Origin of the sequence: Listeria farberi (assembly GCF_014229295.1) — a bacterium.
GTDB lineage: Bacteria > Bacillota > Bacilli > Lactobacillales > Listeriaceae > Listeria > Listeria farberi.
The window spans coordinates 260,798-285,644 of the sequence record NZ_JAARZL010000003.1; the positions used below are offsets into that span (position 1 = coordinate 260,798).

Here is a 24,847-nt window from a genome sequence, read left to right on the forward strand (position 1 = left end):
GGAGGTGGATGAAACTGACTAATTATCAAGAAATTAATCAAGATTTCAACATAATTGATTCAAAAGCGCTTTTTATATCAGATGGGGAAAAGGTGCTTTTTGCAGAAAATGAAAACCAGCTTTTTACAGCTGCAAGTGTCATCAAATTACCGATTTATTTATATTTTTTCGAAAAAATTGCCAAAAAAGAGTTAGACTTACAAACTGATTTCCAAATTCCAAGCGAAAAAGTAGTAGCTGGAGCGGGAATCATCCAAATTCTTCCGCAAAAAAGAATTTGGACACTGGAAGAATTATTGCATTTAATGATAGCTGTTTCGGACAATACAGCTACCAACCAATTAATCGAGCTAGTAACTATCGCCAAACTACAATCATGGTTACGCGAAAACAACTGGGAAGATGGAATTCAGCTAGAACGGCAAATGATGGATTTCACGACCGTAAAGCAAAATAAAATCAGCGCTAAGGCAGCCGTGACCATTTTACAAAAAATAATGATGCTTAGTGAAGCTTATCCAGACTTAAAAGAAACTATCCGGCGTCCGCTACTAAATCAACAATTTCGTTCCAACCTAGCGGGCACGTTAGAAGAAGCTGGAATTTCAGGGCTTCAAATGTTAAATAAAACGGGGGAACTAAAAAATATCCAGCATGATGTTGCCGTTTTTGAGTATAAAGGAAAGACCAGATTTGCAGCCGCACTAACGAATAACACAGGGTTAGAAGCGAATGCGACAGCTTGGATGCAGACAGTCGGTCAACAATTGTTTTCTGAGATGACATAAACCAAAATAGGGGGAACTAAAATGAAAAAAAGATTAGCATTAGTTTGTATTATGATTCTATCTATCTCAACCTTTTTAATGGCATGCGGAGGAAATAAAGACGAAGTAAGCAAATCAGAAGGTAAAAAGATACTAAAAATCATGGAAAACGCTGAAGTTTCTTCTATGGACTCGACTTTATCGCAGGACGTTCCAAGTTTCACTGAACAAGGTCAAGTCTTTGAAGGTCTTTATACATTAAATGGCAAAGATCAAGCAGTTCCGGCAATTGCAAAAGATATGCCGAAGTTAAGTGAGGACCAAAAAACATATACAATCAAACTGCGTGACGATGCCAAATGGTCAAATGGCACGAAAGTAACCGCGAATGACTTCATTTTTGCTTGGAAAAAACTAGCAAACCCGGACACAGCAGCTCAGTATTCTTTCTTACTTGATGGCACCGTTAAAAATGGAACAGATGTTATAAATGGTAAGAAAAGCGTAGATGAACTAGGTTTTAAAGCCCTTGATGACTACACCATTGAAATTCAATTAGAACAACCAGTGCCATATTTCACCTCACTCTTAGCATTCAATTCCTTTTATCCTCAAAATGAAGATTACGTAAAAGAGCAAGGCGATAAATACGCACAAAGCAGTGAAAACATGATTTACAACGGTCCTTTTACAATGAAAGGCTGGACGAATACAGAAAAAGCTTGGACTCTAGAAAAAAATCCTGAGTACTGGGATAAAAAGAATGTAAAATCCGACAAAATCGAAGTAAGCGTAGTAAAAGCTCCGAACACCGCAGTAAATCTATATGATACAGGGAAGCTTGATGTAGCAACGCTTTCTGGTGACTATGCTTCCCAAAAAAGCAATGACAAAGACTATCACTCTGAGCTAGACGCATACGTAACACACCTAAAACTAAATCAAGAACTGGATGGTAAGAAAACGCCACTAGCTAACGAAAACTTAAGAAAAGCACTTTCCCTTGCAGTAGATAAAGAATCACTTACGAAGAAAATCTTGGCTGATGGCTCAAAAGCAATTTATGGCTATGTTCCAGAAAAATTTGTCACTAATCCAGAAACTGGCGAAGATTTCCGGAAAGAAAGTGGAGACTACATGAAGCAAGATAAAGCTGAGGCGAAAAGCTATTTTGATAAAGCAAAACAAGAACTCGGTGGCGGTGAAGTTACCGTGGAACTCTTAAACTCTGATTTAGAATCAAGCAAAAAAGTCGGCGAATACTTACAAAGTCAACTAGAATCCACATTGCCAGGCTTAAAAGTAAACTTAAAAACAGTCCCTAAAAAGAACTTATTGCAATTAACACGTGAGCAAAAATACGAAATCGTTTTATCAAACTGGGGTCCCGATTTCCAAGACCCACTTACATTCCTAGGAAACTACACAACGGGAAACACATATAATGCGAGCGGATATTCAAGCGTCGACTACGATAAAATGATTAACGCAACTTCAACAACACTCACAACTAAACCAGAAGAACGCTGGGAAACCTTTATTGATGCTGAAAAATTACTAATAGAAACCGATGCAGCAATGATTCCGCTCTATCAAACCGCCGTATGTAACTTGAAAAAAGATACTGTAAAAGGAATCGTTCACCATAATTTTGGAACAAGCTTTTCCTATAAAGGTGCTTACGTAGAATAAAAGGAGAGAGCAAAATGAAACTTTGGATTTCCGTAGATATGGAAGGGATAAATGGCCTTCCTGATGATACTTTTGTTGATTCTAGTATGCGAAATTATACTAGAGGACAAAAAATAATGACAGAAGAAACAAATTGGGTAGTAGAAGAAGCATTAAAAGCTGGATATGATGATATTATTGTGAATGATAGTCATTCAAAAATGAATAATATATTGATAGAAAATTTACACGAAGAAGCAAGACTCATTACTGGTGACGTAAAACCTTTTTCGATGGTGCAAGGGTTAGATTCAAGCGCGGATGCGGCTATTTTTATCGGTTATCATTCGCGCGCTGGCCAACCAGGCGTAATGAGCCACTCGATGACCTCAGGCGTTCGTAATTTTTATATTAATGACATGGTAATTGGCGAATTTGGCTTAAATGCATATGTTGCGGGAGCTTACGGAGTCCCGGTTATTCTCGTTTCTGGCGATGATTATATTGCCCGAGAGGCGAAAGAGCTCATACCTGGAATTGAGACAGCTGTTGTAAAAGAAGCGGTATCCCGTTCGTCCGCAGTAGCTCTCTCTAAGTCAAAAGCAGAGAAAATCATCCGCGAAAAAGTGGCGCTTTCGTTAAAACATAAAGAAGCCGCTGTACTGGTACCACCAGAAAAAACAGTATTAAAAATAGAGTTCTGTAATTACGGTCAAGCGGAGTGGGCAGCGCTTGTGCCAAAAACTAAAATCATTGAAGAAACTACTGTTATATTCGAAGCAGAAAATATTTTAGAAGCGTACCAAGCAATGGTTGCAATGACGGAACTTGCTATGAAATGTGCTTTTTCATAAACTAAAGCCGAAACTTTCTCTCAGGGAGTTTCGGCTTTTTTGTTCAATTAAAGACAGCATTACAAATTGTATTCTTACATTGTCACTAAATCTCCATATAGTTGTTAATTATAGTGCGATACTTCCGGGAAGTGAGGTAGATTGGAGTTACTCTATTGTCATATGATATGTGATAATAACAAAACTTCAATTGTAAAGGATGAATTTGTAATGAGTAAAAACGGAAATCTTTTAAAAAGTATTGGGCTAGCATTCCTAAGTGTTTTAATTATAGCTAGCACGATTTTCCAGACGACCATTGTAAAAGCAGCAACGAGTTACGGCTCTGAATTTTTAAATACAGTAGAGCTTTTAGATAAAGACGGTATGCCTCAAACGGATTTTGGCTATTACGATAATATGAATGTACGCTATACTTGGTCAATTCCTAACTCAACGAATGTAAAAGCAGGCGACTCAATGGATTTCGCATTACCAAGCCAACTGTCATTAGCGACAGATCTTGCTTTTGATGTAAAAGACAGCAAAGGCCAAACGGTCGGAACCGCAACTGTAAAACGAGCAACAAATCAAGTGACTGTTGTATTTAGTGATTATGTCGAAAAACATTCAGATATTAAAGGTGAACTTGATTTTTGGACTACATTTAATCAAAAAGTAATTACTGGGAACGAAAAAATTAATTTAGAATTTCCTCTTGAGAACGGTACGATTAATGTAGATGTTAATGTTGGCGAAAAAACACCAGTTAGTCCAACTGAAACTATTTTCAAATATGGGTGGGTTGATGCTAATAATCCAAGTTTAATTCATTGGGTTGTCCGCGTAAACTATGCTCAAAGTAATATTCCAAATGCCGTTTTTACTGATATTATTGGTGCAAAGCAGACATTGAATTTTGACTCTATCAAAGCATTTCACGGAACATATTCATCAGACCGCATATTCACAGCAGGCGAGCAAATTTCAAATGCCAATTTTTCTAAGACAAGTGATGGTTTTAGCGTAACACTAGGAAATTTAACGGATTCGGTACAAATTTCATATACAACAACTGCTACAGATGGCGGGAACTCTACTCAATATGATAATACTGCCAAGTTAGCAGGAACGGACTTTGTAACTAAACAAACGTCTACTTGGACTCCTGCATCCGGTGGTGGAGGTGGAGCAGACGGCACAACAGGTTCGGTTACGTTAACAAAACAAGATGCCAAAACGAAAGTAACTCTTGAAGGGGCAGAATTTAAATTAGTCGATGCAAATGGTACTATTTTACAAGAAAATATCACAACAGATGCAAGCGGCCAATTAAACGTTTCTAATCTCAAATTCGCTACCTACCAATTAATCGAAACAAAAGCCCCGACAGGCTATAAACTGGATAGTACACCAGTAGAATTCACAATCGGAGAAAATAATAAAGATATTACAGTAACAAAAGAAAATACATTGGAAGTAGGAGCGGTAGAGCTCACTAAAGTAGATGCCGCGACAAAAGCAACACTGGCAGGAGCAACATTCGAGTTACAAGATAAAGACGGGAAGACTTTGCAAACAGGCTTAACAACTGATGAGAATGGTGTGTTAAAAGTGACTGATTTAATACCAGGAACATACCAGTTAGTGGAAACAAAGGCGCCAATTGGTTACGAGCTAGATGCTAAGCCCGTTGTATTTGAAATTATCTCTGGAGAAACTGATGAGATCGTTAAAGTAATCAAAGAAAACAAGGCAGAAACTACACCCCCTCCAACACCACTAGTGCCAAATGAACCAGACGTTCCAGTTGTTCCTGAAAAACCAGAAAAACCAACATTATCAGAAAAACCAACACTACCAGAAAAAAGCCAAAATTCATCTGAAATATCTACAGCTGAAAAATTACCACAAACAGGTGATACACAAAATTCAGTGGGATTAGGAATTATTCTAATTGCCTTGTCAGCAAGTTATTATCTTATAAAACGAAGATAAAAAAAGGAGCCTAGATATTTTTATCTAGGCTCCTTTTTGAATTAATAATGATTATAAACATTCACAAAATGTTCGCAATTTAAAAAGGATTTTTCGGGAAAAATGTCAATTACGCTAAATTATACGGTATACTCACAATAAATTAGTAAGAACATTATATTAGGATTAATTTGAAAAGGATGGTTTTTATGAAAGAGCGTGTCATTTTAAAACGTAATCTAAGGAAAATAGCTTTAACATTTCTGAGCGTTATCTTATTTGCTAATGTTTTATTTCAAACTAACTTTGTTAAAGCAGCAACTGATTATGGTTCTAATTTTTTGCAATCAGTTGAATTATTAGATGCAGATGGTAATCCGCAAACTGATTTTGGTTATTATGATAGTGTTCAAGTTCATTATACTTGGGCAATCCCTAATTCAAATAATGTGAAGGAGGGCGATACAATGCAATTTGTATTACCTCCAGAGCTAAAAATCGTAACAGATTTAGAATTTTCGTTGAAAGATCATAACGACAATGTAGTAGGCAATGTAGTCGCAACTAAAAGCACGGGCAAGGTAGTAATTACTTTTACAGACTTTGTGGAAAAAAATTCTGATGTCAGCGGTTACCTTGATTTTTGGAGTAACTGGGATAAATCATTAGTAGAAGGAAACGAAACAGTCCCATTAGAATTTCCTCTAAATGGTACTATAGAAACTATTAACGTGGAAGTCGGTGGGCAAAATCAAATTGACCCAACAGAAACCTTATACAAATATGGCTGGGCAAATGCCAAAAACCCAGAGCTTATTCAGTGGGTAGTTCGCGTTAACTATGCCAAAGAAAACATTCAAAATGCTGTTTATGAAGATTTTGTGGGACCTAAACAAGTAATTGATTTTAATTCTATCAAAGCAGTACACGGCGAGTTTGATTCTGATGATAATTTCACTCCAGGAGCTACAGTCCCGTCCTCTGACATTATTCAAACAACAGATGGTTTTAAAGTAAACCTAGGGAACTTAACAGATTCTGTAAAAATTTCTTACTATACTACCTCCACTGACAATGGAGCATCTCCTAGTTATACAAATAAAGGCCAACTAACTGGCGATAACTATGTTACCCAAGAAATCGAAGTGGCGACCCCGACATCTGGCGGTAGCGGCGGCGGAGAAGGAACAACTGGCTCTGTTGAATTAACTAAAACGGATGATACTGCGGAGAGAACCCCTCTAGCAGGCGCCGAATTTAAATTAGTCAACTCAGCAGGAACAGTACTGCAAGAAAATATTGCAACTGGTACCGATGGGAAACTAGCTATCACAAGCTTGAAGTATGACACATATCAATTAATCGAAACAAAAGCGCCAGCGGGATACGTATTAGACGCGTCACCAGTAGAATTTACAATTGATGCTACCCACCAAGCTATATTTGTTTCAAAAGAAAATAAGGCAGTTAAAGGCTCTGTTTCACTCGTAAAAGAAGATAGTGAAACAAAAGCAACTTTAGCAGGGGCGGAATTTGAATTACAAGATAAAGCTGGTAATACTTTACGCTCGAATTTAATCACGGACGGGACTGGTAAGTTAAACATCACAGACCTTGCGCTTGGAGATTATCAACTTGTGGAGACAAAAGCACCGGTTGGCTATATTCTTGATGCAACACCGGTTAGCTTTACTATTAGTGAAGTACAACTTAATTTAACTGTTACAAAAGAAAATACGAAAGAACCTGAAATACCTGTAGTTCCAGAGAAACCTATAATTCCGAATAAACCCACTGTGCCAATACCCCCTCAGGCATCAGAAAAATCGGTAGTGCCAGATAAAATAGTAAGTTCAGATGAGCAATCAACAACATTACCAAAAACAGGAGACACCTCATTTGTTAGCGGCTGGGGCTTACTCCTAGTAGCGATTTCTACAGCTGGATTAATTGCGTTTAGAAGGAAATAACAAAAAAGAAACCAAAAGCGACTACCTTAATGCTTTTGGTTTCTTTTTTATATTGTCCGAGTTTGATCTTGTAAAACAGCTTTTAATGAGTGATAAGCTGGAATAGATAAGTTTAATTCGACACGATTAATTTGTTGTGCCATTTTTGGTTGGATACCAGAGATGAACGCCTCGACACCTAAAAGCTTGAGAACAGTTACTAAATTATTTAGCATATCTCCAAGGGCATCATCAAAGTAAGTTATTCCTGACAAATCAATACAAAGTTGCTCGACGCCCAATTGAACGCATTTCTTAGAAGTGATTTCAGTTAATTTATTCGCCCTATCACGGTCAATCCCTCCCATTAAAGGAAGTATCGCTAGTTTGTCAGTTATGGAAATAACTGGGGTACTAATTTCCTCAATCAAACGATGTTGTTGTTCTAGATGTTTCACAATATCGTTATAATACATAGCAGAAAAAGCTTCATTAATTCGGTCAAACCCGTGATTAACCATCGCCAAGCTGGAAGAAAAATCACATTTAGAAACCTCATCATTATGAATGCAAAAATCGTTAACTGCCGAAACGAATTCACGACGTAGTTTATCTAAGGTAGTAATTACTTCAGGCAAAGGAACTTCATTTTCCATACGACGTGCGTACATGTTATCAAGCCATTTATCAAGTTTCAGAAAGAAAGCTTTTTTTCCAGTAAAATAAGAAATGATTAGATCTGCTGTCTGTTCGCTATCTGCGCGTAGTTCATCTTTGTAACGTGGTGAGTAAACAAAACTAGTATACGTATTTTCATTTTCATAAATTTTCGAAAGCCAGTTGTTAATTATTTCTTCTGTATGGGCTCTTAAATAAAGTTCCATACTTCCATTCGCTTCATTCATACCAGACAACCCCTTTAAGTCTAAGTATAATACTTTTCTTTTATTCTATGCCCAAAAAGGTGTACTGTCCATTTATATTTTAGAAAAAATACTAATTTATTGAAAATGTAATATTATTTAATAAATCAGTCGTTATTTTTTGTTAAAATTCCGAAGCTATTTAAGCTTTGTCATGGTATAATATTACAATATGGATAGAAAGGAAGTTTTTTGTGGGATTACAGGATGAACTTACAATGATGCAACCAGTGGTCATGAAGATTTTTTCAAAAAGTGTCCGCGAAAATCGATTATCTCACGGCTATTTATTAGAAGGGTCAAGAGGTACAGGTAAGAAACGCACAGCACTTTGGTTAGCTCAGAGTCTTTTTTGTTTGGAGCGGACTGAAACCAACCTTGCTTGTGGCGAGTGTGCCAATTGCATAAGAATAGCGAGTCATAATCATCCGGATGTTCATTTGCTAGAGCCAGATGGAGCTAGTATTAAAATAGATCAGGTTCGCACGCTAAAGCAAGAATTAAGCAAACGCGGAATGGAATCAGATCAAAAAGTAGTTATCATTTACGATGCAGAAAAAATGACTGTTCAATCAGCCAATAGTCTGCTGAAATTTATAGAAGAACCAGAAGGCGGTTTGTTATTACTATTTTTAACGACAAATCCCGGGCAAATTTTGCCAACAATTCAATCAAGACTGCAACCAGTCACATTTAAATCACTGACTTTTGATAGTCTACTCGCATCACTAACAGCGGCAGGCATTTCCGAACAAAAAGCGCGGATTTACGCTAGTATTACTGGTAGTGTGGAAGAAGCAAAGGCTTTTGAAGAGAGTGAGTGGTTTAGTGAGGCAAGAAACGTTGTCATCAAGTTATACGAAGGAATTCATCATCAAGGAACTAGCCCATTAATTATCATTCAAGAATCATGGATGCCACTTTTTAAAGAAAAAGATAAAATGGCGCTTGGACTTGAATTATTGTTACTGCTTTATCGCGATAGGCTACATCTTACGCTTGATGAGAACTATGAACCTATTTGCACTGCGCAAAAAGAAATGCTCGGACAAGATGCGCTACGCAAGTCACTGTCCGAAACCACAGGGGAAATCGAGAAGATTCTCGCTGCGAAATCAAAACTGGATTCCAATATGAACACGCAACTTCTAATGGAGCAGTTAGTTCTGGAAATCCAAGGGAGGTAATCGCTATGCTTAAAATTGTAGGCGTCCGTTTTAAAGACGTGGGTAAAATATATTATTTCTCACCTGGAGATCTGGAAATCACAGAAAACCAAGGTGTCATCGTTGAAAATGCACAAGGTATCGAATTTGGGAAAACGGTCATTGAACCGCGCTATGTGGATGAAGAAGATGTCGTTTTACCGCTAAAAAAAGTACTTCGTGTCGCAACAGAAGCAGATTATAAATGTGTCGCTGAAAATGGCGACTCTTGTCAGAAAGCCTTTTTACTGTGTGATGAAAAAATCCGCGAGCGTGAATTAGATATGAGTTTGGTGGACGTGGATTACACATTTGATCGAAACAAAATTATTTTTTACTTTACTGCAGAAGGTCGTGTTGATTTCCGGGAACTCGTGAAAGATTTAGCGTCTGTTTTCCGGACCCGTATCGAACTTCGCCAAATCGGCGTTCGTGATGAAGCGAAATTGCTTGGTGGGATTGGCCCATGTGGCCGTATGCTTTGCTGTTCCACTTTCCTAGGTGACTTCGAACCTGTTTCTATCAAAATGGCCAAAGACCAAAACTTGTCCCTTAATCCAACGAAAATCTCTGGTTTATGTGGACGTTTAATGTGCTGTCTGAAATACGAGAATGATGAATATGAGCAAGCAAAACGTGAAATGCCAGATGTTGGTGTAAAAGTAAAAACTCCAGAAGGCATAGAAGCACGTGTTTCGGGAATCAACTTGCTGTCTAGAATCCTACAAGTGAGTTTGCCCGAAGAAGAGACGGTTATAGAATACGAATTGGACGAGTTACGCCCATACAACGAATTTCTAAAACAACCGGCAAAGTCTTGAGGTGAAAAAATTGGATAAAAAAGCTATTTTTGACTCAGTCAGTAATATGGAGGAGCAAATTGGCGAATTGTATCAGCAACTTGGAGATCTAAAGACAAACTTAGGCGAAATGTTGGAAGAAAATAACCGATTAAACCTTGAAAATGAACATTTGCGACGCAGACTTTCTTTGACCGATGAAGCAACACCAGAACTTAAAGTCGAAACAGAGGCTGAACATGGTGTAATGGCGCCAAATCGGAAAGAAGCAATGCAGCAAATGATTGAACTTGGGGAAGGTTATGACAATCTTGTCCAACTTTACAAGGAAGGATTTCATGTTTGCAATGTACATTTCGGCAGCCCGCGTGGCAATGATGAAGATTGTTTATTTTGTCTGTCCTTGCTCAATAAAAAATAACATGACGAGCCTTTCTCGATTCAGGAGAAGGGCTTTTTGTTAGAAAAGGTGAATCATTTGGAAAAACTCAAATTAATAGGCGATGAAAGACTCGATTATTTATTAGCAGAAAATTTGCGGATTATTCAAAGTCCATCGGTATTTTCTTTCTCAATAGATGCGGTTCTCCTTGCAAAATTCAGTTATTTACCAATTCGTAGAGGGAAAATAATTGATTTATGTAGCGGAAATGGTATTATTCCCTTGTTACTAAGTACACGAACAAAAGCACAGATAGTTGGTGTGGAAATTCAAGAGCGCCTTGCAGACATGGCCAAAAGAAGTGTATTCTATAATCAACTGGAAGACCAAATTGAAATTATTGAATACGATTTAAATAATATTACTGATTTAATTCCAAAAGAACGTGCAGATATCGTTACGTGTAATCCACCGTATTTTGCCACTCCGTCTACAAGCTTGAAAAATGAAAACGAACATTACCGTATCGCTCGTCACGAAATTATGTGTACGCTAGAAGATACAATTCGAGTTGCCGCAAGCCTTTTAAAACAAGGTGGTAAAGCGAATTTTGTTCACAGGCCGGAGCGCTTACTAGATATTATTGATTTAATGAGAAAATACCGCTTAGAACCGAAACGTATCCAGCTTGTCCATCCGCGAATCGACCGAGAAGCAAATACAGTTCTCGTAGAAGGCATCAAGGACGGAAAGCCAGGCGTGAAGTATGTTCCACCTGTTATCGTATATGATGAGTTAGGTGAGTATACCCCGGTTATTAAGGAGATTTTATATGGCGAAAGCGAATGAACATTTCTTTTATGTACTAAAATGTAGCGATAATTCTTATTATGGCGGCTATACGACGGATGTAACGCGCCGAGAAGCCGAGCACAATGCGGGAATTAGATGCAAATACACTAAAACACGCCGCCCAGTAAAAGTCATCCATTTTGAAAAATTTGAAACGAGAAGTGAAGCCACTAAAGCTGAAGCTGCTTTCAAAAAACTATCGCGCAAAAATAAAGACAGCTACTTAAGCGAACGGGAGGAAGAGTCGAAATGATAAAAAGTCAAAAAAGTTTCAGCGGTGCTAGTCAAGGAGCATTGTATTTAGTGCCTACACCGATTGGTAATTTAGAAGATATGACATTCCGTGCAATCCGTATGCTTAAAGAAGCAGACATTATTGCAGCGGAAGACACGCGAAATACTGTGAAACTGTTAAATCATTTTGAAATTACGACCCGAATGACGAGTTATCATCAATTTACAAAAGAAAATAAAGAAGATAATATTATTCAGCGGATGATAGATGGCGAAGTGGTGGCGCTAGTTAGTGATGCTGGCATGCCGTCTATTTCTGACCCGGGATACGAACTTGTTCAGAGTGCGCTAAATGCTAATATTCCAGTCATTCCACTGCCAGGAGCTAATGCTGCTCTAACTGCACTGATTGCGTCGGGTCTAGCACCCCAGCCATTTTATTTTTACGGATTTCTTCCACGCCAAAACAAAGATCGTACCCAAGCGATTGAAAAACTAGCGGCGCGCGAAGAAACGTGGATTTTATATGAATCACCACATCGTTTAAAAGAAACTTTAAAAGCGATTATTAAAATCACTGGAAATGACCGGAAAATAGTTCTGTGTCGAGAACTTACAAAACGATTTGAAGAGTTTTTACGAGGAACAATTGAAGATGCGCTAAGCTGGGCAGTGGACGAAGAAATCCGCGGTGAATTTTGCTTAATTATTGAAGGAAATGCCAATCCACCACTTGCAGAAGAGCAACTATGGTGGCAAGAACTTGATATTAAATCACACGTAAGCACGGTAATGGAACAGGAAAATATTAGTTCTAAAGATGCTATTAAAACTGTTATGAAAGTGAGAAATCTACCCAAAAGAGAAGTTTACTCTGCTTATCATGAAATAAAATAAAATCATGCGCGAGCCCTTAAAAAAGACTTCGCGCATGATTTTTTTATAATGTATCCCCAAAGCGGCGTTTAATTTCTTCCATTAATTCCGCAGCACCTTCTTTACTGAGTGTCAATTTGCCATCTGCGAATTTTTTATTATCAACAGAAAATTCACCAGTAATGTCACAAACCAAACCAGCAGAATACTTTTTCAATATAATTGCATCTTCATCAGTAAAAATTTCTAAAGAATCTTTTACGTTTAAATTCATTGTCCGTCTGATTTCAATTGGGATAACGACACGACCTAACTCATCGATTTTTCTTACCATTCCAGTTGATTTCATTTTTTCACCTTCTTGATAATTTTAATTCATTTTAACAGATTATGAATATAATAGGAATGAATTCGAGAAGAAAAGGGTATAGACCATAAGCAGAAGAATTAGGGGGAATAAAAAATGAATATAGTTATAGCATTAATCCCGGCAGTAATGTGGGGGATTATGCCATTAGTTGTTTCGAAAATTGGTGGTAAGCCGAGGCAACAAATTATTGGTACAACATTCGGGGCACTAGCTTTCGCAATAGGTGTTTTTATTTTTACAAATCCAGAATATACAGCCACAATTATTATTGCTAGTTTTATTTCTGGGGCATTTTGGAGCTTAGGGCAAATGAATCAGTTTCGGGCCTTTACGCAAGTGGGCGTTTCTAAAACAATGCCACTTTCAACAGGAATGCAATTAGTCGGTACTTCACTGTTTGGTGTTTTTGCGTTCCACGAATGGGGAACGACATCTAAATTAATTCTAGGTTTTTCCGCATTAGCACTTATTATTATCGGGATATTTTTAACGAGTTATCAACAACATAAAGACGAAAATTCTGGACAAAATATGAAAAAAGGAATTGTTACTTTACTTATTTCATCAGTAGGTTATGTAGGATATGTTGTTATCACTCGCTGGTTTGATATTAGTGGATGGGATGCGATTTTACCTCAAGCAATCGGTATGGTAGTCGCAGGATTATTATTCTCTATTAAGTCTGAAGAAAAACGTTTTACAAAACAAACATGGTTAAATATGATTCCAGGGGTCATGTGGGCCACTGGTAACTTGGCTTTACTCTTCTCAAACAAATTGGTTGGGATTGCCACAGGTTTTTCACTTTCACAAATGGGTGTTGTAATCTCGACCATTGGAGGAATCCTTTTCCTAGGGGAGAAAAAAACCAAGAAAGAACTTATTCTGGTCATTATCGGAGTCATCTTAGTTATTATCGGTGGAACGATGATAGGAATCGCTAAAAGCTAAGACTGAGCTTCCGGTTTGATATAATGCTATACTTAAATTAATCTAAACTAAAGGTGGTTATGTTGAAAATGAATGCGAAATTAGAAGTGAATGGTGAACTTGTAAAAGAATCTTATGTTTATTTATTATCGCGGTATCTCGTTTTACGTCAAGAAAATTTTGATACAAAAGAAGATAAAATTCCATATAACACCCTTAAGCATAATTCGATCTCACCAGCAGACGCGAATTTTGTAAATCCTAACTTTGACGTGGTTTATTCAGAGGCTTGGATTGCTGTAGACGACGATAATGCTGTTGTTTTAGAAGTACCAGAAATTAAAAACCGTTACTACACAGTTCAAATTCTAGATGGTTGGGGTGAAGTGGTAACAAATATCAATGAACGTAATTATCCGGATCACCCATATGGAAAATTTGCTTTCGTTAAAAAAGGAACAAATCCTTCCATTCCAAGTGATGCTGTAAAAATCGAATTACCATCAGAAAAAGTGAAAGTGCTTCTTCGTGTAGAACAAAAAGACGATCCAGATGGTGCAGTAAAACTTCAAAAAGCATTCAAATTTGACGCGCCAGATAATATAAAAATCAAAGAACCACTTGAAATCCCACATTTCACTAATGCAGATTTCTTGTTAGAAGAAATCTATTCCAATTTAGAAGAATTACTAGCAACTTATCCTGATAAAATGCCTAAAGCACCTGAATTTCAAGATAAAGCAAGACAAGTTGCAGCTTATATTGAGCTTGGAGACGAGCAAAAAGCAGAAGTAAGAAACCTCATAATAAAAGAAGCTATTCCTTATTTTACTGATGGGGCAAAAGGTTTCGGAACGCAAAAAGGCGGATGGTCAGTTACTTATGTGGCAGGAGCATTTGAAAACGATATTTTAGCACGAGCAATTATTAATTATGGAGGCATCTGGGCAAATTCTATCCAAGAAGCTTTATATTTCATTGGTCAAAAAGGTACAGATGGTGAGCTTCTAAATGGAGATAAAGTCTACAAAATTCATTTTCCGAAAGAACAACTTCCAAATAGTTTAGCAGAAGCTTTCTGGTCCGTTACACTTTACGGGGTCCCAGACTATCATGTTATTCCGAATGATTTAAATAAATTTAGCATCAATGATTATACTGGACCTAAAACAAATGATGATGGAAGTCTAACCCTTTATATCGCAGCTGAAAAACCAGCAGATATTAACCCAGGTAACTGGTTACCAAGTAAAGCTGGCAAAAATTTCTCGTTAAACTTCCGCTTATATGTTCCAAAAAAAGAAGTATTAGAAGGAAAAGTATTTTTACCACCACTTGAAGTACAATAAATTAATCAGTTAATAAATTCTAAGCATGTAGATGCCTTTAATAAAGGTATCTACATGCTTAGTTTTTTTTGAGAAAGTGATTCTTATACATTTTATATTCTCAATATACTTTTTTAATATATATGATTTCATTTTGCGCCATTTGTTCATTAAAAAGACATAGATACAGCGGTTACTCTCTTTTATTGATACTAAAAATAGAAAAAAATCTTTGTGAAGTCTGTTATTATAAGTAGTGTTAAATAATATTAATGACAATCTGGAGGAAACGAAAATGAGGAAGTTAACTACTGCTGTCTCTCTTGCTTTGTGTTTTAGTCTAGTTAGTCCAAGTATTTATGCCAGTGCGGAGGAAACTATAACTAAGGAAGCTATTACTGAACAAGAGGTAAACAGTAACTTAGAGAATAACGATAATAAATCTAATAGCTCAACTGATAATCAAATAGAAGAGGAACAAGAGCCGATCAATGAGGAACCTATCCCAACTCCCCCTACTGAATCTAAAGTAGTTAAAAGTGATAAATTAACATCAAACTCCACAAATTCCACAAATGAAAATACGTATGCTACTTTTTTCCCTGATGCTAATTTAGCCAAAATAATTGCTAAAACAATTACTGGTAGTGAAGATATAAATGTAGGAGTAACTGAAAGCCAGTTGCAAAGTATTACAAACTTAGATGCTTCTAACAAGAATATCTCTAACCTTGCAGGAATAGAACACTTAACAAACTTACAATCAATAAACCTAAGTTCTAATAACTTAACGAATATAAACCAATTAGTAAGTATGCCTAAGCTCGAATCTATAAATGCAGCAAATAATGAAATAACCTCAACTTTGCACCTAACAAACCCTGCATCAGCAATAATTACCTTGGATTTAAGAGGTAACCACATCACAGAATTAGATATTGAAAATCAACCTAAGCTAACAAATTTATATATTAATGAGTTGGAAGTACAGAGTTTAACTTTAAAAAATCTAGAGAGCTTAGACAGTATAGGTAGAGTTGCTGCTGCTGTTACAATTGACTGGGGCGAGCTCGAAAGTATAACATTAAGCAACTTACCAAAAATTACAAGAGTTGATATTAGTGGTAATTATTTAGATAGTGACACCATAAACATAGAAAATCTTTCAGCCGTTACGAGCATGGATTTTAGCAGTAATGAGCTTACTAAATTACCACAACTTAATAATCTTCCTGTACTGACTTCACTTAATGTAAGAAATAATAAAATAGACAAACTTGAAACAGCTAAACTAGCTAATTTATCCAGCCTTAAAACGATAAATGCTGAAAAACAATCAATTACACTTCCAAAAACGATAGCAGCAAAAAACTTAACTATCTCGAATAAGGTTGAAAACTTAGCGGGAAAAATAGTTACGCCAAAAACGATTTCTAACAATGGAACCTATTCAAATCAAAACATCATTTGGTCAAGAGAAAATTTAACAGATCTATCTAAAGTTTCCTATACGTTTGATGAAGTGATTAATAGCTCGACAATTACCGGAAAATACACTGGTACAGTGAACCAACCGGTGGAAGTAAAAGCTTTACCAGTTATTTCCGCTGATAAGAACATTTCTTATAATCCAGTAAACGCAGTAGACGAAGCAACATTTTTACGGGACATTCATGCATCTGCTTCTGAAAATGCGCAAATTACTAGTGACTATAAGGAAGTAGTCGACTTTACAACACCAGGTGATTATACAGTTACGCTACAAGCAACAAATAGTTATGGTTTAGAAGCGGAGGCTGTTTCTGTTGTAGTGCATATTAATGACATTCAAAAACCACAAGTAACAGTTGCTAATAGTGAACTTTCATTGGAAGTTGGCACAGAATTAACTAGTGAATTGCTTCTTGCTAAATCTGGAGCAAATGTTACTGATGCTTACGATAATGATATTAAGATGGATGTGGATATAAATGAAGTAGATACTAATAAATTAGGAACTTATGAAGCTTTCATAACTGCTAAAAGTAAAAGTGGTGCTTCGGCAGACCCTATTAAAATTACCATCAAAATTGTTGATACTGAAAAACCTGTTATTCAAGTCGATAATTCGGAAATAACCGTTGCGAAAGATAGTAAAATTACAGATGAACTAGTCATTACCGAAGCAGGAATTACAGCGACAGATAACTACGATGAAGAATTAAGTATACATGTAGATTTTTCCGAAGTTGATACTTCTAAACCGGGTAGCTATAAAGCAATGATTTTTACAGAAGATTTATCTGGAAATCGTTCAGAAACAATTGTTACTGTAAAAGTATCAGAAACTAAAGTAGCAGAACCCACTACTGAACACAGTGATAGCAGCAATAGTGAAAGTAACAATAGTGAAAAAAGCTTAAGTAATACGATTACAGATGAATTAAACGAAACAATAGCTAAATATGTACCAAGCTATAAGCCAAAAGAAAAGTCAGCTTTAACACTTGAAAAAACTTCAACTAAAGAAATTGGAAAGAATTTAAAAGCACATTTACCAACCAATCAAAATCCTATAAAACTTCCAAAAACTGGTGATACTACCGATTTGATCTTCGTATTTATGGGAGTGCTCATGTTAGCTGGATTAACAACTTCTAAAATTAAAAAAAATAATTAATCAAAATAAAAAATCACCCAGTAAAAAATTTTACTGGGTGATTTTTTTTATTTCTTTTTAAAGAATAGAAGTGGAGTACTTATTAGAATAAGCAAACCGCCCAAAATTTTAGCGAAGATGCTTTGATTAGTATCGCCAGTTGTTGGTAGAGATGTATGGGTTGTTTTCTTTTCTGAAGAAGTAGTAGAAGTATGCGGAACACTTTCTTTTATAGGTACAGTTACCTTTTCAGTAGGCTTTGTTACAGCTGATTTTTTTACTACCGGAGTAACTGAATTTTCAACCACCGGCGTAGAGTTTACAATATCCTTTTTATAAATATAATTAACCGTCTGAGCAGTGTCAGTAAAAGTACCCATTGCATTTTCGGGTGTGCTTTCTAAAGAATAACCAGAGATTTTTTTGCTAGTTGACTGATAATCGCTATCTATAATTCCGGTTAATGTATCTGATTCTGCTAGTTTATTTCCAGCACTATCAAGGTAATTAACAGTTACTTCTGCTCCAGCTACAGGTGTAGGATTAGCGATGTGCACTTTGACATTGATTGTGTTTGATACGTTACCAGCTCTGTCTGTTGCTTGCACATTCACAGAATAATTACCAGCAACTAATAGGTCAACTGCAGAAGAAAAATTGCTTGTTAGACTGACAGTAGAATCATAATTATCAGTAACACTTGCATTAATATCGGTTAAAAATTGTTCTTCTGTAATGTTACTTCCTGGACTGTAAGAGATATCCGTTTTATCTGCTGAAACAATAGGAGCATTAATGTCTTTTGGCTTTAAAGTTCCACGAGTTGTCGTTTCGTTGTTAGCCCTGTCTTTGCTTGTAGCAGTCAATGTCGCGAGCAAGGAATCAATATTTGCTTCTCCGCCTTCACCTGAATAAGAAGTTTTCCATTCCATTTTTATTTTCGATTTTGATAAACTGTCCCAACTAGTGACTTTATCAAACTTATAGGTAATAGAATTAGTTTCCTTATCATAGTTAGTTGTACCAGTTTGATCAGTAATATCTTCCTCGCCTACAAAAATATGCAAATTCGTATAATCCATACCAGTAGGAAGTACTAATTTTATTTCAAATTGATAGTTTTCTGGAGTTTGCCCAGTTAAATCAGGCATAGTAAGAGTAGTTGTATATTTATATGGAACATTCACGTTTTCGCTTATATTTTGTAGTAAGGAAATATTATTTGTACGGTTAGTATCAGCCTGGGCAGAAATGGGTGTAATCGCTATTTGGCCAGCAAGAGAGCCTAAAATAATGAGGCTGGTGATGGTTTTTTTCTTAGTAAACATTTTTAAAATAACCTCTTTCCTAATAATGGACTTTATATATTATTATTGTAGCACTTAAATTTAGAGGGATAGTTTAATAATAGTAGTATTACCAGCTCATTATTTGTCTAAAATATGACTAATGAGAATCATAAAAAGAGGGAGAAATACTTGGTTACTTCGTTCTAGATAAGTGTTTTTTACTCTGAAACCCTCTATCATCTTCCTGTTATTTCAGATATAATAAAGTAATTGAAAACTAAATTTAACGGCAAACAAGGAGGAAAACGATTTGAACATTATGATTGCGCTGATTCCTGCGCTACTATGGGGAACAGTACCACTTATTATTACAAAATTTGGTGGTTCAACGAGACAACAAACAATAGGGATGACATTAGGAGCGCTAAGTTTTGCAATAATCGTTTTCTTCTTTACAGATCCGGTATATACACTTAAAACGGTGGGGATTAGTTTTATAACAGGGTGTCTATGGACTGTGGGTCAGATGTTCCAACTAAGAGCTTTCAAAATTATTGGTGTTTCAAAAGCTATGCCGATTTCAACAGGAATGCAATTAGTCGGAACAACTCTTTGTGGTGTAATCTTATTTCATGAGTGGGATACGGCGCTGCGAATTATTTTAGGATTTATCGCACTAGCACTGATTGTTGGTGGTATTTTCTTAACATCTTATGCTGAAAAAGAAGAAGATGGCGTTAGTACGTTAAAACAAGGTTTAATCACATTATTCATTTCTGCTTGTGGTTATGTTGGCTTAGTTGTTCTTATACAAGGTTTCAAAATTGATGGAATTAATGCGATTTTGCCGCAAGCAATTGGGATGGTTTTAAGTGCGCTAATTATGACACATAGTGGTGGTACGGAAAAACGTTTCAATAAACGAACGCTCTTACTTACTATTCCAGGAGTAATCTGGGCAGCTGGGAATGTTGCGATGGTTCACGCAAATCAACTTGTGGGGGTTGCGACGGGGTTTTCACTTTCACAATTAGGAGTGGTTATCTCTACAATTGGCGGGATTGTACTATTAAAAGAAAAGAAAACAAGAAAAGAAATGTTTTATGTGATTGTTGGGGTAATTTTAGTCGTTTTCGGAGGTATTTTAATTGGCGTCGCAAAAGGGGCTTAATTAATTATTTCGTTTAACACGAAAAATGATATAATGATACTAATTGTTTTATTTTTAAGGAGGGAATTGTGTTGCCTGAAGAGAAAAATACGTTTTATATTACCACACCAATCTATTATCCAAGCGGAAAAGCGCATATCGGTCATGCTTATACGACTGTTGCGGGGGACGCGATGGCTCGTTATAAACGCTTAAAAGGATATGATGTGTTTTACTTAACTGGAACAGATGAGCACGGTCAAAAAATCCAAGCGAAAGCGAAAGAACGCGGAATTTCTGAACAAGAATACGTGGATGAAATCGCAGAAGGTTTCCAAGAACTTTGGAAAAAACTGGAAATTTCTAATACTGATTTTATTCGTACAACACAAGACCGTCATAAAACATCCGTAGAGAAAATCTTTGAACAACTATTAGAGCAAGGCGACATTTACTTAGGTGAATACGAAGGCTGGTACTCTGTTTCTGATGAAGAATACTTTACAGAAACACAATTAGAAGAAGTATATAAAGATGAAAATGGTAAAGTAATCGGTGGAAAAGCCCCAAGTGGTAATGAAGTCGAGCTTGTTAAAGAAGAATCTTACTTTTTCCGCATGAGCAAATACGCGGACCGTCTAGTAGAATATTATAATTCTCATCCAGAATTTATCCTTCCTGAATCCAGAAAAAATGAAATGATTAATAATTTCATCAAGCCTGGTTTAGAAGATTTAGCAGTATCTAGAACTACTTTTGACTGGGGTATTAAAGTTCCTGGTAATCCAAAACATGTTGTTTATGTTTGGATTGATGCGCTTTCTAACTATATTACAGCACTTGGTTATAATACGGACAATGATACAAAATTCCAAAAATACTGGCCTGCTGATGTACAAATCGTTGGAAAAGAAATTGTTCGTTTCCACACGATTTATTGGCCAATTATGTTGATGGCGCTTGATTTACCGCTTCCAAAAATGGTGTTTGGCCATGGCTGGATTCTAATGAAAGATGGTAAAATGTCGAAATCCAAAGGGAATGTAGTAGATCCTTATATGTTGATTGACCGCTACGGATTAGATGCGCTTCGTTACTATTTATTACGTGAAGTTCCATTTGGTTCAGATGGTTTATTTACACCGGAAGACTTTGTTGACCGCGTAAACTATGATCTTGCTAATGACTTAGGAAACTTACTTAATCGTACAGTTGCAATGATTAATAAATACTTTGATGGTGAAATTCCAGTTTATCAAGGTAATGTAACAGAATTCGATCAAACATTAGTAGACTTCAAAAATAATGTTGTGAAAGAATACGAAGGCAGTATGGATCATATGCAGTTTTCTGTAGCATTAAACCAACTGTGGTCATTAATTTCTCGTACAAATAAATATATCGATGAAACTGCTCCATGGGCACTAGCTAAAGATGAAGATAAGCGCACAGAATTAGCAAGCGTAATGACACATTTAGCTGAAAACTTACGTATCATCGCAGTTCTATTACAACCATTCCTAACCAGAACTCCTGGTGAAATCTTCTTACAACTAGGCTTGCAAGAAGAAAACTTGAAGAAATGGGATAGCATCTATGGCTACGGCGAAATTCCTGAAGGCACAACTGTAGTAAAAAAAGGTACGCCAATTTTCCCAAGACTCGATGCAGAAGTCGAAGTTACTTATATTCAAGATGAAATGAAAGGCTCTGCACCAGCTCCTGCTGAAGAAGTTGCAGAAGTGGAAGCACTTGAAACCCCGCAAATTGGTATTGAAGATTTCGACAAAATCGATCTTCGGGTTGCAGAAGTAAAACAAGTAGACAAAGTGAAAAAAGCAGATAAACTTCTTTGTTTCCAATTAGACTTAGGTGAAGGTAAACTACGCCAAGTTCTTTCAGGTATTGCAGAATTCTACCAACCAGAAGAGTTAATTGGCAAAAAAGTTATCGTTGTTTCTAACTTAAAACCTGTAAAACTTCGCGGACTAATGAGTGAAGGCATGATTCTCTCAGGAGAAAAAGATGGAAAACTAAGCGTAATTGAAGCAAATAGCGCACTTCCAAATGGCGCGAAAGTAAAATAATAAAAACGAACCCTAATTCGCTGGAGTTAGGGTTCATTTTTATATCGAAAAAAACTTTTAAAAAAAGATTGCATAATGCAAACGATTACAATATAATGTAACTATACTTACTTAATTCATAGAAGGAACTTTACGACCTTATGAAGCAATCGTTTATCAAATTAATTAAATAATTGTAAAAGCCACCTTTTATTTAGGTGGCTTTTTTTGTATGCACAAAAAATTATAGTATAATAGAAGGAAATGATTTTATTAGGAGGAATTCTCTTGCTATTTGATACGCATGTACACCTGAATGACGAGGCATTTGACGATGATATAGAAGAAGTAATAAAGCGCGCACAGGAAAACGATGTGATCCGTATGGCTGTTGTGGGCTTTAATAAAGAAACAATTGACCGAGCGCTTGAATTAGCCGAGAAATATGATTTTATCTCCTTAATCATCGGCTGGCACCCCACAGACGCTATTACCTTCACAGACGAAAATTTAGAATGGCTCCGTGATTTAGCACTTACCCACCCGAAAGTAGTTGCTTTAGGAGAAATGGGGTTAGATTATCACTGGGATACTTCACCAAAAGAAACGCAATTCGAGGTATTTAGAAAACAAATCCGTTTAGCCAAAGAAGTGAATTTACCGATAGTCATCCATAACCGTGAAGCAACAGAAGATGTTGTTCGTATTTTGCAAGAAGAACACGCCGAAGAAGTAGGTGGAATTATGCATTGCTTTGGTGAAACTGTTGAAGTAATGGAAGCATGTCTGGCGATGAATTTTTACATTTCATTCGGTGGAACCGTCACTTTTAAAAATGCAAAACTGCCAAAAATTGCAGCCCAAGCTATACCAATTGACCGTTTATTAATTGAAACTGACGCGCCGTATCTCGCTCCAACCCCAAATCGCGGAAAAAGAAATGAACCAGGATACGTCAAGTTGGTTGCCGAAAAAATTGCCGAACTGAAAGAAATGAAATATAGCGAAATCGCTACGCACTCAACCAATAACGCAAAAAGGCTTTTTAAAATTAAAGACTGATTGTAATATAAATGTAATATAAGGCCAAGTCTGTAACCCAATCTTAAGCTTTTAGAAGATAAAAATTACTACTTGGACAAAAACCCTTATTTCATGCCTACGACCAGAGACGTAGAAAAATGACACATTTCTGTTACATTTGACACTTTAACAAGTTTTTATATTTACAAATGGCTTCATATCAACGTTTTTTCTTTTGGTTTGAGAAGTTGTGAACAAACCGTAGAAAAAATTGACAGTTCTTTAGTCCCCTGTATATAATCACTAGCGAAGTAGAAAGGGGAGAAATACATGACCATGGAAAACAGCAGTAACGTAGCCCAATCATCAAAATGGAAATTACCAATCATGATTGCAGGATTTGTTATTGTAGTAGCATTGGTTTTTTATTTCGTTTTCGAAGGAACTAAAAACGATATCACTATAGTAAACGCTGGTGAAAAAATTGAATCAAGAACACACGCTAAAACAGTTTCTGAAGCATTAGACGAAGCAGGAATTAAAGTTAGCGAACATGATGAAATTGCGCCAGGAAAAAATGCGGAAATTAAAGACGGTATGGAAATCAAATATCTTCCAGCTCGTCAAGTTACAATAAATGATAATGGTACAAAGAAAAACGTTTGGAGCACAAAAACAAACGTAGCAGACTTACTTAAAGACGAAAATATTACTACTCGTCCGCAAGATGTATTAAATGTTGCATTAGATACTAAATTAAAAAATGGTCTAGAGGTTAACATTAACCGTGCCATTGAACTTTCCTTACAAAACGGAACAAAAAAAGATACAGTATGGACAACTAAAACAAAAGTTAATGATTTACTTGCTGAGAAAAACATCAAACTAGATAAAGATGACCGTGTATCTCCTGCTAAAGACAGTAACTTAAAGGAAAAAATGACTGTACAAGTTACATACGTCAATTCAAAAGCAGAAAAGAAAAATGAACAAATCAAATTTGAAACAGTTTATAAAGAAGACGATAGCCTAAATAAAGGCGTTGAAAAAGTCGTTCAAGAAGGTAAAAATGGTGAAAAAGTTGTCGAGTATAATGTAACTTTTGAAAATGACAAAGAAACAAAACGTGATGTCATTAAAGAAAATGTTACTTCTAAAAAGACAGATAAAATAGTTGTACGTGGCACAAAAGAAAAAGCAAAAGTGTCACCAATTGCAAATGCTTCATCTTCAAAAGCAAGCACTACTAAAGCTTCATCCGTGTCATCCACTCCTTCAGGGGGTAAAACATATCGTATGGAATCAACAGCCTATTCAGGTGGTGGTACGACAGCTTATGGTATTAACTTAAGTGCGAACCCTGGAATGAAAGTAATTGCAGTTGATCCAAACGTTATCCCATTAGGTTCTAAAGTATGGGTTGAAGGTTACGGTGAAGCAATTGCTGGAGATACTGGCGGTGTTATCAAAGGAAATATCGTTGACGTTTATTTCCCAAATGAAAGCCAATGTTACTCATGGGGCAGAAGAATGGTAACAGTAAAAGTGTTAAACTAATTTCGTATAAAAACGAGGCTGACTCAT

Annotated in this window: 21 protein-coding genes and 1 pseudogene; 19 read left to right on the forward strand and 3 right to left on the reverse strand. The window is 36.3% G+C overall.

Annotated elements, in window-relative coordinates:
* Positions 1-8 precede the first annotated feature (8 nt).
* The 6 genes and pseudogenes from HCB38_RS10630 (at position 9) to HCB38_RS10650 (ending at position 7,218) form a co-directional block, all read left to right on the forward strand.
* Positions 9-788, forward strand: a complete 780-nt coding sequence (locus HCB38_RS10630) for a serine hydrolase (protein ID WP_185638469.1) — start codon at positions 9-11, stop codon at positions 786-788.
* A gap of 21 nt (positions 789-809) precedes the next feature.
* Positions 810-2,459: a peptide ABC transporter substrate-binding protein gene (locus tag HCB38_RS10635; RefSeq protein ID WP_185319500.1), complete on the forward strand. Its 1,650-nt coding sequence runs from the start codon at positions 810-812 to the stop codon at positions 2,457-2,459.
* 14 nt (positions 2,460-2,473) lie between these two features.
* A complete protein-coding gene (gene dppA / locus HCB38_RS10640; RefSeq protein WP_185319499.1) occupies positions 2,474-3,292 on the forward strand; it encodes a D-aminopeptidase DppA in 819 nt (272 codons plus the stop codon).
* A gap of 210 nt (positions 3,293-3,502) precedes the next feature.
* Positions 3,503-5,032: pseudogene (locus HCB38_RS10645) on the forward strand (SpaA isopeptide-forming pilin-related protein); the annotation flags it as partial.
* A 24-nt stretch (positions 5,033-5,056) separates the two neighbouring features.
* Positions 5,057-5,269, forward strand: coding sequence for an LPXTG cell wall anchor domain-containing protein (locus HCB38_RS15200; RefSeq protein WP_425488849.1), 213 nt, complete (start codon positions 5,057-5,059; stop codon positions 5,267-5,269).
* A 188-nt stretch (positions 5,270-5,457) separates the two neighbouring features.
* Complete coding sequence (locus HCB38_RS10650) at positions 5,458-7,218, forward strand: SpaA isopeptide-forming pilin-related protein (protein ID WP_185607993.1); 1,761 nt, start codon at positions 5,458-5,460, stop codon at positions 7,216-7,218.
* A gap of 47 nt (positions 7,219-7,265) precedes the next feature.
* Here the strand turns inward: HCB38_RS10650 and HCB38_RS10655 are convergent, their stop codons facing one another.
* Positions 7,266-8,102 (reverse strand): STAS domain-containing protein, encoded by an 837-nt coding sequence (locus HCB38_RS10655; protein WP_185319496.1) that lies wholly within the window; start codon positions 8,100-8,102, stop codon positions 7,266-7,268.
* Between the two features lie 212 nt (positions 8,103-8,314).
* Here HCB38_RS10655 and holB point away from each other — a divergent pair, with 212 nt between their 5' ends.
* The 6 genes from holB to rsmI are packed head-to-tail and all read left to right on the forward strand — an operon-like array spanning position 8,315 to position 12,490.
* Complete coding sequence (holB, locus tag HCB38_RS10660; protein WP_185319495.1) at positions 8,315-9,307, forward strand: DNA polymerase III subunit delta'; 993 nt, start codon at positions 8,315-8,317, stop codon at positions 9,305-9,307.
* 5 nt (positions 9,308-9,312) lie between these two features.
* Complete coding sequence (locus HCB38_RS10665; protein ID WP_070024341.1) at positions 9,313-10,146, forward strand: PSP1 domain-containing protein; 834 nt, start codon at positions 9,313-9,315, stop codon at positions 10,144-10,146.
* Positions 10,147-10,156: 10 nt separating this feature from the next.
* Positions 10,157-10,546: a DNA replication initiation control protein YabA gene (gene yabA, locus HCB38_RS10670; protein WP_185319494.1), complete on the forward strand. Its 390-nt coding sequence runs from the start codon at positions 10,157-10,159 to the stop codon at positions 10,544-10,546.
* Positions 10,547-10,603: 57 nt separating this feature from the next.
* On the forward strand, positions 10,604-11,356 hold the full coding sequence (locus tag HCB38_RS10675) for a tRNA1(Val) (adenine(37)-N6)-methyltransferase (RefSeq protein ID WP_185319811.1): 753 nt from the start codon (positions 10,604-10,606) through the stop codon (positions 11,354-11,356).
* Positions 11,340-11,612 (forward strand): GIY-YIG nuclease family protein, encoded by a 273-nt coding sequence (locus tag HCB38_RS10680; RefSeq protein ID WP_003759922.1) that lies wholly within the window; start codon positions 11,340-11,342, stop codon positions 11,610-11,612. Before HCB38_RS10675 ends, HCB38_RS10680 begins: the two co-directional genes overlap by 17 nt.
* On the forward strand, positions 11,609-12,490 hold the full coding sequence (gene rsmI, locus HCB38_RS10685) for a 16S rRNA (cytidine(1402)-2'-O)-methyltransferase (protein WP_185607994.1): 882 nt from the start codon (positions 11,609-11,611) through the stop codon (positions 12,488-12,490). The genes HCB38_RS10680 and rsmI overlap by 4 nt, the downstream gene beginning before the upstream one ends.
* A gap of 43 nt (positions 12,491-12,533) precedes the next feature.
* On the opposite strand, the gene HCB38_RS10690 is transcribed toward rsmI, so the two are convergent.
* Positions 12,534-12,818 (reverse strand): transcriptional regulator AbrB family protein, encoded by a 285-nt coding sequence (locus HCB38_RS10690; RefSeq protein WP_185319492.1) that lies wholly within the window; start codon positions 12,816-12,818, stop codon positions 12,534-12,536.
* A 114-nt stretch (positions 12,819-12,932) separates the two neighbouring features.
* Between HCB38_RS10690 and HCB38_RS10695 the strand changes: the two genes are divergently transcribed.
* From HCB38_RS10695 to HCB38_RS10705, 3 genes are all read left to right on the forward strand, one after another.
* Positions 12,933-13,790, forward strand: a complete 858-nt coding sequence (locus HCB38_RS10695; RefSeq protein ID WP_003759931.1) for a GRP family sugar transporter — start codon at positions 12,933-12,935, stop codon at positions 13,788-13,790.
* A 68-nt stretch (positions 13,791-13,858) separates the two neighbouring features.
* On the forward strand, positions 13,859-15,118 hold the full coding sequence (locus tag HCB38_RS10700) for a DUF1214 domain-containing protein (protein WP_376740638.1): 1,260 nt from the start codon (positions 13,859-13,861) through the stop codon (positions 15,116-15,118).
* Positions 15,119-15,392: 274 nt separating this feature from the next.
* Positions 15,393-17,756: a LapB repeat-containing protein gene (locus HCB38_RS10705; RefSeq protein ID WP_185638472.1), complete on the forward strand. Its 2,364-nt coding sequence runs from the start codon at positions 15,393-15,395 to the stop codon at positions 17,754-17,756.
* Positions 17,757-17,803: 47 nt separating this feature from the next.
* Here the strand turns inward: HCB38_RS10705 and HCB38_RS10710 are convergent, their stop codons facing one another.
* Positions 17,804-19,063 carry a MucBP domain-containing protein gene (locus HCB38_RS10710; protein ID WP_185619788.1) on the reverse strand — a complete coding sequence of 420 codons (1,260 nt, stop codon included), beginning with the start codon at positions 19,061-19,063 and terminating at the stop codon, positions 17,804-17,806.
* 271 nt (positions 19,064-19,334) lie between these two features.
* On the opposite strand from HCB38_RS10710, the gene HCB38_RS10715 reads away from it, so the two are divergent.
* The 4 genes from HCB38_RS10715 (at position 19,335) to HCB38_RS10730 (ending at position 24,820) form a co-directional block, all read left to right on the forward strand.
* On the forward strand, positions 19,335-20,195 hold the full coding sequence (locus HCB38_RS10715; protein ID WP_185319489.1) for a GRP family sugar transporter: 861 nt from the start codon (positions 19,335-19,337) through the stop codon (positions 20,193-20,195).
* 65 nt (positions 20,196-20,260) lie between these two features.
* Entirely contained in the window at positions 20,261-22,261 is a 2,001-nt protein-coding gene (gene metG, locus HCB38_RS10720; RefSeq protein ID WP_311769038.1) for a methionine--tRNA ligase, read from the forward strand.
* A 267-nt stretch (positions 22,262-22,528) separates the two neighbouring features.
* Positions 22,529-23,302, forward strand: coding sequence for a TatD family hydrolase (locus HCB38_RS10725; RefSeq protein ID WP_185619790.1), 774 nt, complete (start codon positions 22,529-22,531; stop codon positions 23,300-23,302).
* Positions 23,303-23,593: 291 nt separating this feature from the next.
* Positions 23,594-24,820 (forward strand): resuscitation-promoting factor, encoded by a 1,227-nt coding sequence (locus tag HCB38_RS10730; RefSeq protein ID WP_185607997.1) that lies wholly within the window; start codon positions 23,594-23,596, stop codon positions 24,818-24,820.
* The last annotated feature ends 27 nt before the right edge of the window (positions 24,821-24,847 follow it).